General features: G+C 44.6%; 15 protein-coding genes and 1 other annotated feature. Of the genes, 8 read left to right on the top strand and 7 right to left on the bottom strand.

The genetic code is table 11. The features are described 5' to 3' along the window. Positions 1 to 34 precede the first annotated feature (34 nt). Positions 35 to 1267: an MFS transporter gene (locus NSQ58_RS19280; RefSeq protein WP_023987318.1), complete on the top strand. Its 1233-nt coding sequence runs from the start codon at positions 35 to 37 to the stop codon at positions 1265 to 1267. 150 nt (positions 1268 to 1417) lie between these two features. Continuing rightward, positions 1418 to 1597 carry an aspartyl-phosphate phosphatase Spo0E family protein gene (locus NSQ58_RS19285; protein ID WP_025723205.1) on the top strand — a complete coding sequence of 60 codons (180 nt, stop codon included), beginning with the start codon at positions 1418 to 1420 and terminating at the stop codon, positions 1595 to 1597. Between the two features lie 116 nt (positions 1598 to 1713). Here the strand turns inward: NSQ58_RS19285 and NSQ58_RS19290 are convergent, their stop codons facing one another. Then, on the bottom strand, positions 1714 to 2616 hold the full coding sequence (locus NSQ58_RS19290; protein WP_023987320.1) for a DMT family transporter: 903 nt from the start codon (positions 2614 to 2616) through the stop codon (positions 1714 to 1716). A 155-nt stretch (positions 2617 to 2771) separates the two neighbouring features. On the opposite strand from NSQ58_RS19290, the gene NSQ58_RS19295 reads away from it, so the two are divergent. After that, positions 2772 to 3632 carry a TrmB family transcriptional regulator gene (locus NSQ58_RS19295; RefSeq protein ID WP_023987321.1) on the top strand — a complete coding sequence of 287 codons (861 nt, stop codon included), beginning with the start codon at positions 2772 to 2774 and terminating at the stop codon, positions 3630 to 3632. Positions 3633 to 3718: 86 nt separating this feature from the next. On the opposite strand, the gene NSQ58_RS19300 is transcribed toward NSQ58_RS19295, so the two are convergent. Both NSQ58_RS19300 and NSQ58_RS19305 read right to left on the bottom strand, forming a co-directional pair. Beyond that, complete coding sequence (locus NSQ58_RS19300) at positions 3719 to 5341, bottom strand: DUF1593 domain-containing protein (RefSeq protein WP_023987322.1); 1623 nt, start codon at positions 5339 to 5341, stop codon at positions 3719 to 3721. Positions 5342 to 5577: 236 nt separating this feature from the next. After that, positions 5578 to 6660, bottom strand: coding sequence for a bifunctional 3-deoxy-7-phosphoheptulonate synthase/chorismate mutase (locus NSQ58_RS19305; RefSeq protein WP_013309063.1), 1083 nt, complete (start codon positions 6658 to 6660; stop codon positions 5578 to 5580). 90 nt (positions 6661 to 6750) lie between these two features. Beyond that, positions 6751 to 7022: a binding site (T-box leader), on the bottom strand. A gap of 161 nt (positions 7023 to 7183) precedes the next feature. Here NSQ58_RS19305 and NSQ58_RS19310 point away from each other — a divergent pair. From NSQ58_RS19310 to NSQ58_RS19320, 3 genes are read left to right on the top strand one after another with little or no spacing between them, the layout of a single operon-like run. Further along, a complete protein-coding gene (locus NSQ58_RS19310; RefSeq protein ID WP_028543188.1) occupies positions 7184 to 8044 on the top strand; it encodes a carbon-nitrogen hydrolase family protein in 861 nt (286 codons plus the stop codon). A 16-nt stretch (positions 8045 to 8060) separates the two neighbouring features. After that, the gene (locus NSQ58_RS19315) at positions 8061 to 8732 is read left to right on the top strand and encodes a GNAT family N-acetyltransferase (RefSeq protein WP_023987324.1); all 672 of its coding nucleotides are present in this window, start codon (positions 8061 to 8063) and stop codon (positions 8730 to 8732) included. A 24-nt stretch (positions 8733 to 8756) separates the two neighbouring features. Continuing rightward, positions 8757 to 9428 carry a hypothetical protein gene (locus tag NSQ58_RS19320; RefSeq protein ID WP_028543187.1) on the top strand — a complete coding sequence of 224 codons (672 nt, stop codon included), beginning with the start codon at positions 8757 to 8759 and terminating at the stop codon, positions 9426 to 9428. 360 nt (positions 9429 to 9788) lie between these two features. Here the strand turns inward: NSQ58_RS19320 and NSQ58_RS19325 are convergent, their stop codons facing one another. After that, positions 9789 to 10049: a hypothetical protein gene (locus tag NSQ58_RS19325; RefSeq protein ID WP_023987327.1), complete on the bottom strand. Its 261-nt coding sequence runs from the start codon at positions 10047 to 10049 to the stop codon at positions 9789 to 9791. Positions 10050 to 10232: 183 nt separating this feature from the next. Between NSQ58_RS19325 and NSQ58_RS19330 the strand changes: the two genes are divergently transcribed. Continuing rightward, positions 10233 to 10520 carry a hypothetical protein gene (locus tag NSQ58_RS19330; RefSeq protein WP_023987328.1) on the top strand — a complete coding sequence of 96 codons (288 nt, stop codon included), beginning with the start codon at positions 10233 to 10235 and terminating at the stop codon, positions 10518 to 10520. 132 nt (positions 10521 to 10652) lie between these two features. Then, a complete protein-coding gene (locus NSQ58_RS19335) occupies positions 10653 to 12542 on the top strand; it encodes a sensor histidine kinase (RefSeq protein ID WP_023987329.1) in 1890 nt (629 codons plus the stop codon). Between the two features lie 99 nt (positions 12543 to 12641). On the opposite strand, the gene NSQ58_RS19340 is transcribed toward NSQ58_RS19335, so the two are convergent. The 3 genes from NSQ58_RS19340 to NSQ58_RS19350 form a co-directional block, all read right to left on the bottom strand. After that, the gene (locus NSQ58_RS19340) at positions 12642 to 12878 is read right to left on the bottom strand and encodes an NHLP leader peptide family RiPP precursor (RefSeq protein WP_013309068.1); all 237 of its coding nucleotides are present in this window, start codon (positions 12876 to 12878) and stop codon (positions 12642 to 12644) included. Positions 12879 to 12953: 75 nt separating this feature from the next. Further along, complete coding sequence (locus tag NSQ58_RS19345) at positions 12954 to 13889, bottom strand: hypothetical protein (RefSeq protein ID WP_341058043.1); 936 nt, start codon at positions 13887 to 13889, stop codon at positions 12954 to 12956. Positions 13890 to 14066: 177 nt separating this feature from the next. After that, on the bottom strand, positions 14067 to 15140 hold the full coding sequence (locus tag NSQ58_RS19350) for a polysaccharide deacetylase family protein (RefSeq protein WP_053324787.1): 1074 nt from the start codon (positions 15138 to 15140) through the stop codon (positions 14067 to 14069). Between the last annotated feature and the right edge of the window lie 70 nt (positions 15141 to 15210).

Below are 15210 nucleotides of genomic sequence, written 5' to 3' on the forward strand. Positions count from 1 at the left end.
AATAATGGAATGAGCAGAAGGGACGTGTGGCATCATGCATCTATATTGGAAGCGAAACCTGGTCATTTTGTGGATTGGAGTATTGTTTTGCAGCATGGCCTATTCCGTGTCTATTCCGTTTTTACCTATTTTTCTGAATACGGAAATGGGCGTAAATGATCATCTGGAACTGTGGTCGGGGATTGCCTTTGGAGTCACTTTTTTAGCCAGCGCGCTGATTGCCCCATTTTGGGGTTCGCTTGCAGATAAGTATGGACGTAAGCCGATGTTGATTCGTTCAGGCTTTAGCCTGGCGGTGTTGTACCTGATATGTGCTTTTGTGACAGATCCGTATGTGTTCGTAGGAGTACGGTTGTTTCAAGGCCTTCTATCCGGGTTTATTCCTGCTGCGATTGCGCTGGTCGGAACGGGCTCGCCTGAGGAGAAAACCGGCTATGCACTCGGTATTATGGCGACCGCTGGGGCGACAGGCAGCATTATAGGTCCGCTGATTGGCGGTGTAGTGAGCCATTATTATGGCAATCGAAATGCCTTTTTTTTCTCTGCAGCTCTTGTGCTGGTATCTGCGTTAATCGCGACTTTTGGCGCTAGAGAGGACAGCTTCAAGGGAACCAGTACCCGCTCGCATGTTCGTGATGATATCAAGGAGGCTATTGCTAATCGGCCTTTGTGCTTTTTGCTTATTCTGGCGGGATTAAGTACCTTTTCCGTCATGATATTGGAACCGTTAATTACGGTATATGTGCTTGAAATGGGAGTTGACCGTAGCCGGGCGTCTTTAAGTTCCGGGATTGTATTCTCAGCCGTTGGTATTGCGGCGGTGCTCATGGCTCCCCGATGGGGACGGATTGGAGGCCGGACCGGATTTGCACACGTGCTGCTGATTGGACTGATCGGTTCGGGAATCGGGAACATCTTACAATTTTTTGTAACCAACTTTGTTGGTTTTGGTGCGCTTCGGTTTGGATATGGATTGTTTTATGCGTCCGTCATGCCGGCTATCAACGCAATGACTGTGGAGGTCACCAAGCCGGAGTTTCGCGGACGAGCCTTTAGCTTGAGCCAATCAGCCACTCAACTCGCGACCATGGCGGGGCCGTTGATTGGCGGTATGCTTGGCAGCTGGATGCCAATCCGCTGGATCTTTGTGTTAAACGGTGGCATACTGCTGCTTGCAGCGTTGTTGCTATGGGCGAAGGGAAAAAACGTGTTCCCGGTTTCAGCCAGGAAGAACGTAACGGATCAGGATATTCATTCTGCCGGATAAGCGAATCACACAGGATTGTCTAAGAGGACAACCTTAGAGCTCATAGAGCAGGTCTTTTTTTGTGCTATTAGATAATTATCCCAAACCTTTACTTTTAGTATACTTATTCATAACCCTCTACACTGATAATATGACAAGGAGGGATATATTATGATAAGAGACGACATTTTGCGTCAACAGCTTGAGAAAGCTCGTCAAAAGCTGTATATTTTGCAAGCAAAACATGGCTTTAATCATGCCAGTGTGCTCAGACAGTCTGTAATTATGGATAACCTCATCAATCAATATAACCACCTTTTTTATATAAAAGAAAAAAAGCCGACTGCATAAATGCAACCGACTGGGCGAGAAACTTTTGGTGAGGTCACTCGCCCTTGTACTGTAGCGCTAATACCTATACAACGATGCTTATCTTAACTTTTATAACTAGTGTGCAATCTATCATTTTAGGTACGGTTCGTTTGATGAGCACTCAGTAGGACACCTATAATGACGACCAAACCACCAATGATTTGGCGCCATGTAATCGTTTCTTGCAAAAGTAACACAGAAAATAAGACTCCAAATATCGGAACCAAATTCATCAGAGAAACGGAACTGCTCGGTGACAGCTTGATTAATCCGTAATTGTAAAGCAAAAATGCGATAACGGAGCAGAATACGCCCAGATATACTAACAACATAAACGATCCTGTTGTCGGAGCCTGCCAACTATCCTTTTCTAATAGAGCCAACGGTATAAAAAAGATACTTCCTGCAACAGTTTGATAAAAAGATAACGTCACAGGCGGATATTTGTCCACTACCTTGCGCGTCATGAAAGTGTAAAACGCCCACGCAAAACCCGTTCCAATCAATATTAAATTTCCGATTAGTTGATTCTTACTATCCGAGCTTTCGCCAACTGAAGTCAAGAAATATACCCCGATCATGGCCAATGCTATACCGCAAATTTTATATTTGGATATTTTCACTTTATACAAAATAAGTTCAAGCAGCGATGTAATTGCGGGATATGATGCAACAATTAATGCTGCGTTGGAAGCGGTAGTCAAGCTAACCCCTATATTCTCCATTGAAAAATAGAGAGTGATTCCCAAAACACCACTAAACGAAATCGTAACCAAATCTTTTGGCTTTACTTTGATATGTTCTTTTTTAATCAGCAAAACGATACCTAGCACAACGGAAGCTATAATAAATCTGGATAGACCCAAGGTAAGAGGGGGGAACGTCGTGTAGGCTGCTTTGGTGGCAATAAACGATGTACTCCAGATCAATAGGGCCAGAATCGTAGAACCGTAGTAAATCCGGCTGCTTTCGCTGTGATGAGCTATGACTTTGTTCAAGTTAAATCCTCCCTGAGGTAATCCCCTGTGAAATGATGATAGTAGCTACTAAAGTGACTACTATAAAAACGTTACTAAAAAGATAGTGTGTATATCAGTTTTTGTCAAGGGGAAGTGATATAGTAAGGATGAACACGAATTGAGGAGAAGACGTCATGAAACCAAAACCAAATATATTAGAAATTCTACGGGATTTGAATTTTAGTGAATATGAAGCCAAGGCTTATGTGACCTTATTGGAAAGCTCTCCACTTTCGGGATACGCCGTTTCATTGAATTCCGGGGTACCGAGATCCAAAATTTACGAGGTTTTGTCTGGAATGGTCAACCGTGGGGATATCATGGTCAGTCAAGAAAATACGCCTCTGTATGTGCCGCTCCCGCCACATGAATTGATTGCCCAGAGAAAACGCAAAGCAGAGCAGATTTTCAATGTGGCGCAAGAGAGTTTGGAGCAGTACACAGCATCATTTCAAAATAGAGAGAATATTTGGAATATTTCGGGGTATGAAGCCATTATCAATCGCATAAATGAAGGGGTAAAGGGAGCAAAACACCGAATTTTATTGGAAATTTGGAAAGAGGATGCCGAGGTGTTCCGAGATGCCTTAGAGCAAGTCGCTCAGCAAGGAATTGAAGTGATCATTGTAGCGTATGGGGAGCTTAATTTTGATTTCGCTACTGTTTACCGCCATGATATGAGTGAGGAGATTACGTCTGAAATTGGTGGTCGGTGGATTGTACTTAGCGTAGACGACCGGGAGGTCGTAGCTGGCATACTTTCACTTGGTGATGACAGCCGCGCTGCATGGACGTTGCATCCGGGTCTGGTGATGCCGATTACAGAAGTGATTATTCATGATATTTATATCATGGAGATCCTATATGAGTTCCGTGAACAATTAGAGGCGAAATTCGGCCCTAATCTAATTCATCTTCGCAATAAATTTGCTATGGGTCCGAATGGCAAAGGATATTATGTTCCTTTGACTGAAAAAAGCATTAAACGTGTATAGAGATTGTCTGAGGTCCGATGTGCAAAAATAAACAGGCCCATGGAGTGTTATTCCATGAGCCTAATTTTATTGGGTGTTGTGTTCAATTATTTTACGGTTACAATCACACGTTGATAATGCTTTAAAGGATGTTTTCCATTGTCCTGTACTTCTGCAATGATATGAAGCGTATTCCCTGACTTAGCATCTGCAGGAACTGTGAAACTAACTGCATTCGTATCACTACCTTGCAAGTCAATCGTGTTTACTTTCTCGCCTTTAGCTACTTCTCGATGAAGCCCAAGCTGCATTTCCCCCAGCAATTCAGGTTTAACTTGTGCTGGTTTTACTTTAGAATCTTCATACGTGTCTGCTTCAAAATATCTCCACCATTTATAGGTCAATTGATTACCGTCGGGATCTGAACCTTCTGCATGCAGGGTTATTTTCTCCCCTGGACTAGCGGTTAGGTCTAATCCTTCTTTAATGGTCAACGTTGGATTGTGGTTGGCATCTTTGTAGTCGGATGCAATAGCCCAATCTGCACGAGCAGCAAAGTCATTTTGAATATCATCAAACCAACGCATCAGAGAATACTCTGCTTCGAATTTTTTCGTATGCACATCATAATCTAACACGGTATTTCTAAATAATTTATCGTTAACGACACCGAAACGACCTCCCCAGCCACCATAGGTTGGGTTTTCCATACTCCGCAATCCGTTATCAATTAAATAGAAGAAGGATGGAGAATCACCTTCAGAAATAAAGTCATACTTGTCGTATTGTGGATTTTTCTTTAAGTAGGCTTCACTGCCTCTTTGTTCTTCATCCAACTCGCCTTTGATGATATTGCCATCGCCCATCAAGGCATACATATTGAGCAACTTGCCATGACCATCTTTAATATTTTTGAAGTTCCATTCCCCGTGCAACTTGCTGTTTACTTCTTCTGTGTGCATTTTCCAAGCATAAGCGAAATGCCAGAAGTTAGATTGATCATTGATAATTCTGATATCAGGCCAATTTTTAGCGATGTAATTATTGTAGCTATCGTCCTGGTCCAGAATGATGTACAGTACGAGTTTATCACTTACTTTTTTTTGAATCGTTTCCCATTGATCTGTATTTTTATATTCGTCTTCAATGGACTTTAAAGCTCTGGCCGTGGTATTGGTTCCACCCCAAGTTTGTACGTACAAATCTCTTTTGTCATCGTCCAGGAAAAGTGTTTTAAGGAAATTGGAGCCTTCCGTTTCTTTGTCCATTTCACCTTTATTTGAAATGTTACCTATTTTGGTAACGCTCTTGATATATTCAGGCTTTGGATATCCCTCGGCATGTTTGATTAAGTTGGGATAAATCTCTCCGTAGGCATCAATCATGTCCGTTACCCATTGTGTTCCGGTCCATCTAAATGGCTTGATGCCAGCCTTTTCATCACCTGCATAATGATATACGGAGCTAGTCAGTACAATCCCCGACAAATCCATTTCATTGGAGTAAAGAAGAAAGCGAATGACAGAGTTCATATCATCTACTTCTCCATCGGTAGTGATTACCGTTCTGGCCTTGGTTGCTTTATTTTCTACTTTATTTTCCGTTTGTTTTTCTGTTGGAGCAGCGCTTTCATCCTTCACAACGGCGGGAGCCTTACTACTACAGCCACTGATGATCAAAATACAAATCATGGCTAATAAAAAAATGCTTAACCCTTTTCTTTCTCTCATTTCTGTTCCCCTCTCTGAACGTTCCTATGATGTTTTTTTAGGATTATAACCATGTAGGTATTCTTTTTATTCAAGAATTAGGCATAAAAAAAACCTAAACATATATATGTCTCAACAAAAGTCGAGCATACATACATTTAGGTTTTGCCTGCATGATCAGTCACAATCCTGATTCAATTTTACATCATTGTCCGAGAAAATGAAAGCGGTTTATGAATCCCGGCATAAAATTAGTTTTACGCTTTGAATAAACCGGATTCTTTGACTTCAGACAGGAAGTTGTGGAACTCAGGAATGTTCAGCTGTTGCTGAGCATCGGACAAAGCGACTGCTGGGTTTGGATGGACTTCCACCATGATACCGTCGGCTCCAGCAGCCAAGGCAGCTTTGGCGCAAGGAGCCAGGATGTCCTTACGTCCTGTGGAGTGAGTCACGTCCACCAATACAGGCAGATGGCTTTCCTTTTTCAAAATCGGAACAGCGGAAATATCCAGCGTGTTACGCGTCCATTTTTCGTACGTACGGATACCGCGTTCAATCAGCATGACTTGCGTGTTACCACGGGAAACAATGTATTCAGCAGCATGAAGGAACTCTTCCATTGTGGCAGCCAGTCCGCGTTTGAGCAGAACCGGAGTTCTGGTTTCACCCGCAGCTTTGAGCAATTCAAAGTTGTGCATGTTGCGCGCGCCAATTTGGATAATATCGATGTATTGGATGGCTTCCTCCAAATGTCTTGGATCGACGATTTCACTGATTGTAGCCAGCCCGAACTCGTCGCCTACACGTTTGAGAATTTGCAATCCTTCTACGCCCAGCCCTTGGAAATCATACGGGGACGTACGTGGTTTGAACGCACCACCACGCAGAATCGGCACACCGGCTTCCTTGAGAGCCGCACCTACTTCGCGAGTTTGCTGGTAGCTTTCGACCGAGCAGGGACCTGCAACCATGATGGAGGCTTTGCCGCCCACCAGCGTATCTTTAACCTTGATAACTGTGCTATCCGGTTGATTTTTGCGGCTAACGATCAGATGTTTTTTGTGTTCTTCTTTTTGATAGTTCAAAGAAGCCTTGAAAATATTTTTGAACAGCTGGCGAATCGTAGCATCGTCAAAAGGCCCACGGTTAGCCGCGATCAGTTTGTCCAACATTTGTTGCTCACGTACCGGATCAAAGTCAGGTACCCCTTGAGCTTCCTTCAATTTTCCAAGTTGTCCCGCCAGTTCAGCGCGTTGGGACAGCAACTCCAGCAATTGCAAATTTGTAGCATCGAGCTGTTCACGCAGCAGCTCCAAAGAATTTTCATTTGTAGACATACAGTACTACATCCTTCCCGAATTTAAATTTGTTTTTTCTGTCAGCCCATAGACTTTTCTTGCAGAAAATAACACAAAAAGGCACTCGTCGCAAGGGACGAATGCCGTGGTACCACCCTAATTACAGAAGTATACATACGAATCGTCAACGTCGTTCAGTCGACGGCAGTAACTTCTGAGCTTGATGCCCGTAACGGGGGCTTCCGGAAACCTCTACTGCGGACAAAGGAATGAATCCTTCTGTCGGTTCAAGGCTCGACTCGGGAGTGAATTTCAACGCGGGATTGCGGTACGCTCTCAGCAATTCGTACCTTTCTGTGGGAATCCGTTAGACGTTTACTTGTCTCCGTCACTGTCTTTGTTCATGGTATTCAAAAGATTTGACCTTATTTTAAACAAAGTAGGTGCAGAAGGCAAGCCCTGATTATCAGGTTCAGTTTTCGCACCGTTTTGAATCGGTTATAATGTGAACAGCAACGGGCCCCCCTTGCAATCTAAAAGACGTGATGTCCGAGGAGGAATTATGAGCAAAATCAGAGTATCGGCGGTTCAATATCATCTGCATACGATTGACTCATTCGAGCAATTTGCCCTGCAATCGGAGCATTATATCAAAACAGCGGAGGAATTTGGCGCGGAATTTGTTCTGTTTCCCGAGTTTTTTACGACCCAGCTTATGTCGATTGGTGATAGTGAAGGCAAAGCTCTGACGATCAACTACCTGCCGGATTTTACGGACCGGTACCTTGAATTATTCACTTCGTTCGCACGTCGAACCGGGATGCATATTATCGGTGGCACTCATGTAGTTAGGAGAAACGAACGTTTATATAATACGGCACATTTGTTTTACCCGGACGGGCGTGTGGCCACTCAGGACAAAATTCACATTACACCGACAGAGGTGCATGAATGGAATATGGCTCCCGGTGAGGGGCTGAATGTGTTTGAGACGTCCAAGGGCACCATAGCGATGCTGACCTGCTATGATATTGAATTTCCCGAAATCGTTCGCATGGCGAAGGCCAAGGGAGCAGATATTATTTTCTGTCCTTCCTGTACGGACGATCGTCACGGATTTTACCGGGTACGATATACAAGCCACGCCAGAGCGGTTGAAAATCAGGTGTATGTCGTTTTAACGGGAACTGTCGGCGCTTTGCCTACGGTTGATTTTATGCGTGCCAATTATGGACAAGCCGCAGTCATTACACCCAATGACATTCCTTTTCCGCCACGCGGCATTATGGTGGAGGGTGAACTGAACAACGATATGATTGTGACAGCAGATCTCGATTTGCAGCTGTTGTACGATGTGCGCGAGCGGGGCTCGGTTACAACCTGGCGTGACCGTAGAACAGATTTATACACAGACTGGAGCTAATGAAAGGAAATAAGCCATGTATCGCAAAGAATGGTTCATCTTTGACGGCGATCGGCCGCTACGGGCGGTGATTCGTAATTATTCTACAGCCGATTATGAGGGATTGCTGCGTATTCAGCAGGAGAGCTTCCCCCCACCTTATCCGCAGGAGCTGTTATGGAGCCGGGAGCAGATTGCTAGCCAGACAGAGCATTTTGCAGATGGAGCGCTGTGTGTGGAAATTGAGGGGGAACTGGCGGGTTCGGTAACCAGCCTACTGATGCATTATAACCCCGAACATCCCCAGCATACATGGGAGGAAGTAGCAGATGACGGTTATATTCGTACGCATTGTGAGGACGGCAAGGCGCTGTATGTGATTGATTTGGCGGTACGTCCTGCTTACCGCAGATTGGGTCTGGGCAAATGGCTGATTTTTTCCTTATATCATCTTGTGATTGAACGGAGACTGGATCGTTTGCTGGGCGCGGGGCGTATGCCTAGTTATCAGCATCATGCCGACCAATTGAGCGCAGAAGCGTATGTGGATGCCGTAGTGTCTGGTGAGCTGAAGGACCCGGTATTAACTTTTCTGCTTCGTTGCGGACGGGTGCCTGTTTGTATCCTGCCGAATTATTTGGATGATGAACAATCGCGTAATTATGCTGCCCTCATGGAATGGCGAAATCCGTTTCATACCCATCACTAATTGTAGAGGAGCGTGTCCTATCCTATGGAATATCATCGCATTACTCATATTGAAGACCCCTTGTTTGCGAGCATGCATCAGCTAATGCAGGAAGTATTTCCACCAGAGGAAGTGCTGGAGTACAGTCTGTGGAAGGAACCGCTGGAAGACCCGGGTATTCGTGTCTTTGTTGCGGTACAGGATGATAAGGTAGTTGGTGCAACAGAGTATCGTTATTATGAGGACTTTAATGTAGCTATGACAGATTTTACGATCATCGGACAACCGGGACTGGGCATTGGCCGTTTTCTTTGGACACGACGCCAGAATGACTTGCACGCGCTTGCTCAGGCCAGCGGACAGCAGTTACAGGGGATGTTTGCTGAAATCTATGACCCTTACCGTGGCAACGAGCATCCCTTTGGTGGTGTCAAGCCAATGGACCCGTACGTGCGACGTGAGGTGCTATCTCATCTGGGCTATAAGCGTTTGGATCTGGACTACGTACATCCGTCCTGGAATAACGATGGTGTAGCAGTAGAAGGGCTGAATTTAGGCTTTATGCCTGAGGATGATAGCGTGGAAGAAGTGAGCGCCAAATTGGTGGCAGCTTTTATACGTCGGTACTATACAGTATTGCCGAACAAGCCTGCTGTCTGGAACGAAATGGTAGATGGATTGGAAGCTAAATCGACAGTAGCATTGCTGCCATTGTAAACATATGAAGTACAAAAAGGGTGCACTCAAGCCATGTATCATCTGCGTGGCTTAGGTTGCACCCTTTTTGCATTCTCTAATTGACCCTTTCATTTTCCTTGATCCCTGGGTTCGGGCTTCGCAGATGCGACTCCTCGTGGGTTATCTTCGGCCGAAATATCATCTGTAGTTGTCTTGTCCGCGGTCCTACGTTCGTCTGCTTCCACAGGATTCAAGGTTTTGTAGCGCTTATACTCCATATCGGCCTGAGACATCGGATCTTTATACATAGGAGATCAGTCAACTCCTTTCTGTTATACACTTCATTACCCGCACAGCAGAATGGGTAACCGTTTTCTTTCACCCGATAAAATGAAGTGGTTAATCCAGCATATCGTCGCTGTCCAGTTGCTCTTCTTCGTCTCCATCCGTACCGTTCAGCAAATCGGTACCATGCAGGAATTCAGCAGGAGCAGAAGGATCGACAGGACTGTTCGGTGTCAGTTCATCGGCATCTGGGACGTCCTCCAGAGGAGTATCCGGCCCTTCCGTCAGATTCTCCCAGTTGGTTTCTGCATTTTGCAGAGAAGGCTCAAAATCATTGTCATGTAGCTCATTAGCTCGATCATCACGATTGGCCATGTTGCTCAGCTCCTTTATTTTTTGTTGCTTATTCCGACCTTACCCAAACAGCAGAACGGCTAAACCTTGAGTTAGTGTGTCTGTAGGAAGTTAAAATCATGCGAATAGGGATATGCCCATTCTCAATTAGCGTTTTTTTGGTAACTGCTGTGATATGATAAAGAAGATAGGGAGGGATATGAATTGGAATGGTACATGTTTGGTCCGATGATTAGTCGTATCCGAGTAGGTCAAAAGGCATCTACCCCGGGATTTTCCCGCACCCTCATTCGGCGCCCGGAAGGCTTATACTGGACAGATGGCGGACAAGCCGGAAAAATAGTAGAAATACGCGATTATTTATTTTCCGATATTTGGACGATCTATGAAGATGAAGATTGTGAACCGTGGTTGGGGCTTAGAGAGCAGAAGGAGCGGCGCGAACAGGAAATGATCATTAATCAATATGAAGATTTTACAAAAAATGAGTAAAAAGAACATGATACCCTTCTTATGAAGAAGGTATGCACATCATCGTATAGAATAATATAATTTCAGGACGTAAAAAATGTTAAAACGTATACAAACTTGTAAATCCTACTATGTAACTTTGAGGTGCTTAACATGAGGCATGTGCCCAAAGCTGTCGCCACCCTGCTAGCGGTCATTGTGTTGCTGTTGTCGCTGGGCCACTCCGCCTATGCGGCCAAAATGACCCCGGAAAGGGATTATAAAATACCCTCCTGGGATATGAGATGGGGAGCGGTAGACGAGGATGGCTCTTTAGATGAGGTAAAGGATCGCAGCAAGATCTGGATGCATATTGAAGATGATACACAACTGCTTAGGCAGCCCGGTAATATAGGCTCCGCCTGGATTCGTATTAAGTTACCTTCGTTAAATGATGAAACGCCAGCGGTACTATTTGAAAATATTTATGGCAGGCATATTACGCTGTATAAAGATGGGACCAATTTTTACGAATCCTACCGTGGGTACAATTATGAGAATAATCGTATTCTGATTCCGCTGAAGCCGGAAGACAGCGGTAAAACATTATACATATGGACGGAAAGCAGTAAGAATAGACTGGGCATTATCGGCAATGTGATGACCGGTGATTATCGTGATTTATTGGGAACCTTGGTCAGAATGGATGTTTTAGATATTGTACTGGGCAGTACGTTTATCTTTATCGCCCTGGTATTACTGATCTGCTCGTTTTTTCTGTTCCGTCCGAGTATGGCCATGTGGCTGTCCCTAAGTGCGATTGTATTGTCAATTGGTCTGATGATCGTAACGTATTCACCATTCTTGTATACATTCTATCGCGGCTATGGCAAGCTGTACTTACAACTTTTTGATGTGGCACTATTTATTCTGCTACCTTCATTAGCCTACTTTTTTGAGCAAAATATCAATTCGATTATACTGATTCGCAAATTCAGAAAGGTGTTAACCGCCTACTCTTTGTTCTGCTTTACCATGATGATTGTTAATTTAGGAGCACAGGAGCGGTTGAACGATATATATTATTTTTTTAGTGTAGTCATCCTGGGTATATTACTCGTCGCCTTAATGATACTGCTGGTATTTGCTTCGGTTCGCATGGCACTTAAGGGTGATCACGAAGCGATCATTTTATCGACAGGCTTTGCATTTTTTGCAGTCATCTCTATCGGGGAACTGAGCTGGTTCTTCATTCTAGACGGACACTACAATATGTTTTTGTGGAAATGGGGCGTGTTCGGTTTTGTACTGGCGTTGATCGCGATTTTGGGCAGAAGACTGGCAGAAAAGCACAAGCAGGTGGTTCGGTATTCCAGAGAACTGGAGATGTTCAATAATGAGCTTCAACGTTCGGAGAAAATGGAGATTATTAGCGATCTGGCTGCATCTGTAGCTCATGAGGTACGTAATCCCCTTCAGGTTACACGTGGATTTCTTCAGTTGATGAGCAAGCAGGAGGATGGTAAAAACAAAGACTATCTACATATCGCTCTGGAGGAGCTGGATCGAGCTTCCGCGATTATTACTGATTTTTTGACTTTTGCCAAGCCAGAGTTTGACCAAACCAAAACGTTGACCATATTGGACGAATTCAAACATATTGAAGGAATCATCAGTCCAATGGCTAATTTGCAAGGTGGAAAAATTTCACTGGATATTCCCCAGGAAATCAAAGTACGCGGGAATTCCTCCAAGTTCAAGCAGGCGTTCATCAATATTATCAAAAACAGCATTGAAGCGCTGCGAGACCAGGGTCATATTCATATATGGGCTTATGTGGACAACGGAGAAGCTGTCATTCATATTCGGGATAATGGTGAAGGGATGGATGCTCAGACTTTATCCAGACTAGGTGAGCCTTATTTCTCGAATAAGACAAAAGGCACGGGTTTGGGGATGATGGTGACTTTTCGGATTATTGAAACGATGAATGGAAAAATAACTTTTACAAGTGCAAAAGGGGTGGGAACGGAAGCGACCATCCGCTTCCCCGTAGCCGGATAATATCCGGCTTTTTTGCATTCGGAGAAAACGGAGGGAAGCTTGCTGAGCCCACCCACATGAGATTAAGGAATATAGATTAAATAAGCATTAACAACCAATTTACCACATCGAGCGAGGTTTCTGGGATGCAGCGAGTACACCGGAGGGGTCTGGAGGAATTACCAGAAAAAACTGATCAGGCGTTTCCTCTAACGTTTTGATTTGGATATGATCGGGGATCACGACTCCTAACACATCACGAATTGCAGATTTGGGATCTGTCATCAGTTTCTCTCTGAAACTGGCATCCTCCCAAGCTTTTTGAATGACTTGTGTTTGAAGAACTTCAGTAGCCATCAAAAATCACCCTCTCATTCAATTGGTTATATTTACCTAGTCAGTATACCACGAAAGACTCAGAAAAATCTAGCATTATTTCATATTTTTGGAGAGCCAGTAATCAAGTCCGCCTCTTCTCAAATGCGAGCGTCCGCCTTCAATTTCCGCCGCCACTTCGCCCAGCTCCGCTGCGATAGAATGTGCAAAGCTACGTAGGCCGTGGATAGAAGGCTCCAGGGTCTCTAACTGTTGGACTGCTTGATCGGCAATGTTCACATAGCTGGCGAGCGCACCGCGTACATAAATCGCTTCCTGAATCTGTTTGGGTCCCAATCCTTCACAGTAAGCCGTCTTCTGCTCGGCACTGATATGGGACAAAAGACAGTTATAGCTATGTTCGACCAAATCTTCTGACCAATCCGCCCAATCATCCGACATTTGAAGCACGAGTAGCGCCAAGTCCGTCATATCTGTAATGATCTGGATCAGATCGGTACGGCCTGCAAGCAGTAAAGCACCCGTTCCGGCCATTTTTAATGGACTTGCTTTCAGCGCGACCTTATTTCTTTCCCCTTGAAAATAGTCCTCTGTTCCTTCGGATATCACACTAACGGCCCATTCATCAATATACGTTCGGGCATATGACCAAAAAGGAGAGGTTGCCGGAAAAAGGTCCCGATATACGCTTAGACACTCGGTATAGAATAGCTGGCTTAACGCGAGTTGCGTTTTACGGTTGTCTGCTGCTGTGTCCATCACATCATCTTGAATTAAATAGTGAGCCATGACGAACACGTTGCCAAGTGACAGCTTGCGGCATGTTTCGGGGGGGAGTCCGGTGAGTTCTTGCAGCCAAAATGGAAGCAAATAGCATATGTAATTACGCGTGCTGTCTTCCCTCAACGGATTAAAACGCTCCAGATAGTCCAAACCCTCTTGCTGAAAGGGAGCTGGAAACGTGGACGTCCGTTCCTCCGCTTGACGAAATACTTTTTCCAATTCGTCTTTGTATGCAAAATACCATTCCATCGCTATCACCTGCATCTCTTATGAATATTTTTATAGCGATTTCTAGTTGTTAACCGCTATTATACAACAGATTGCAATTTTCAAGATTTTGTTATTTTTACATTGAGAATGTTGTAAAAAGGATATCGACAAAAATCCCGGACGGGAAGATCCCGCCGGGATTTTGTTTTTTTAAAATTAGATGATCTCTAAATAGTCAATATAAGCATCCCATGTCCCATCATCGGCTGTTACAACAAGCTCAATCTCTTGATTTCCGGTTCCATGGCTGACATTGTTTAAAGTATAGACCGCAGGACTGCTCCCGCCGAAATAGAAGGTACCCTTCGTTTGTCCACCAATTTTCAAGTCAACTTTGGCCATGTTGGAATTATTTGAAGCACCACGGAGTGAAAAACTATGGGTGCCACTGGTAAAATTCTGTGTGAATTTCACTGAATCATTGTTGGAGTATAAAGCCACTCCGTTGAACGGCGAGCTGATATTTGAAGTGTACTGACCGCCTTTGGTCATATTCTCTGCTTCCACTTTTGTGCCTTTGTTTGGCGGCGTTTCGCCGTTTCCGCCATCAGGCGCTACTGCCCGGCCATTGCTTGGTGAGATCATACCAGAGCAAAGGTTACGGTTTTTGAGGTTCTGTGCAATTTGTGGAATAGCTTGGAGTGTAGTCTGGTACTGATCATGCATCAGGATCACATCGCCGTTTTTAAGTTTGCCCGCAGCAGCTACGATCTGTGCGGTGGAGGCGCCGTTCCAGTCTTGGGAGTCAACGTTCCACAATACTTCGGTAAGACCGTTTTGGGTCTCAATGGATTTGAGGGTTGCGTTGGTCTCGCCATACGGAGGACGGAATAACTTTGGTACCGTGCCAGTAATGGACTGTATCGTTTGCTGCGTGCGTGTAATTTCCGATGACATCTGCGATGTGCTCAGTTGTGTCATATGCGGATGTGACCATGAATGGTTACCGATCCACATGCCTGCTGCTTGCTGGTCACGTACAAGCGAAGGATTATTCTGCACGTTTTGTCCAAGATTAAAGAGCGTCGCGCGTAAACCGTTTTGCTTCAAAGCACTAAGCAGCGCTTTGGTGTTAGAGGGATTGGGACCATCGTCGAAGGTTAACGCTACATAACCGCTCGAGCAATCAGCCGCAAGCGCCTGGTTGCTCGAGATCACCAGCGAGCCTGTGAATAAAGACAAGGTGATTGACATAATCGCCGTCCATTTTCCTGCTTTAGCTATAAACATGGATCTACCTCCTAGCTATTTTAATATAGTATGGATGTTCCGATACTCCGAACCGATTCAACTCTTTACT

Origin of the sequence: Paenibacillus sp. FSL M7-0134 (assembly GCF_038007865.1) — a bacterium.
Lineage (GTDB): Bacteria > Bacillota > Bacilli > Paenibacillales > Paenibacillaceae > Paenibacillus > Paenibacillus polymyxa_B.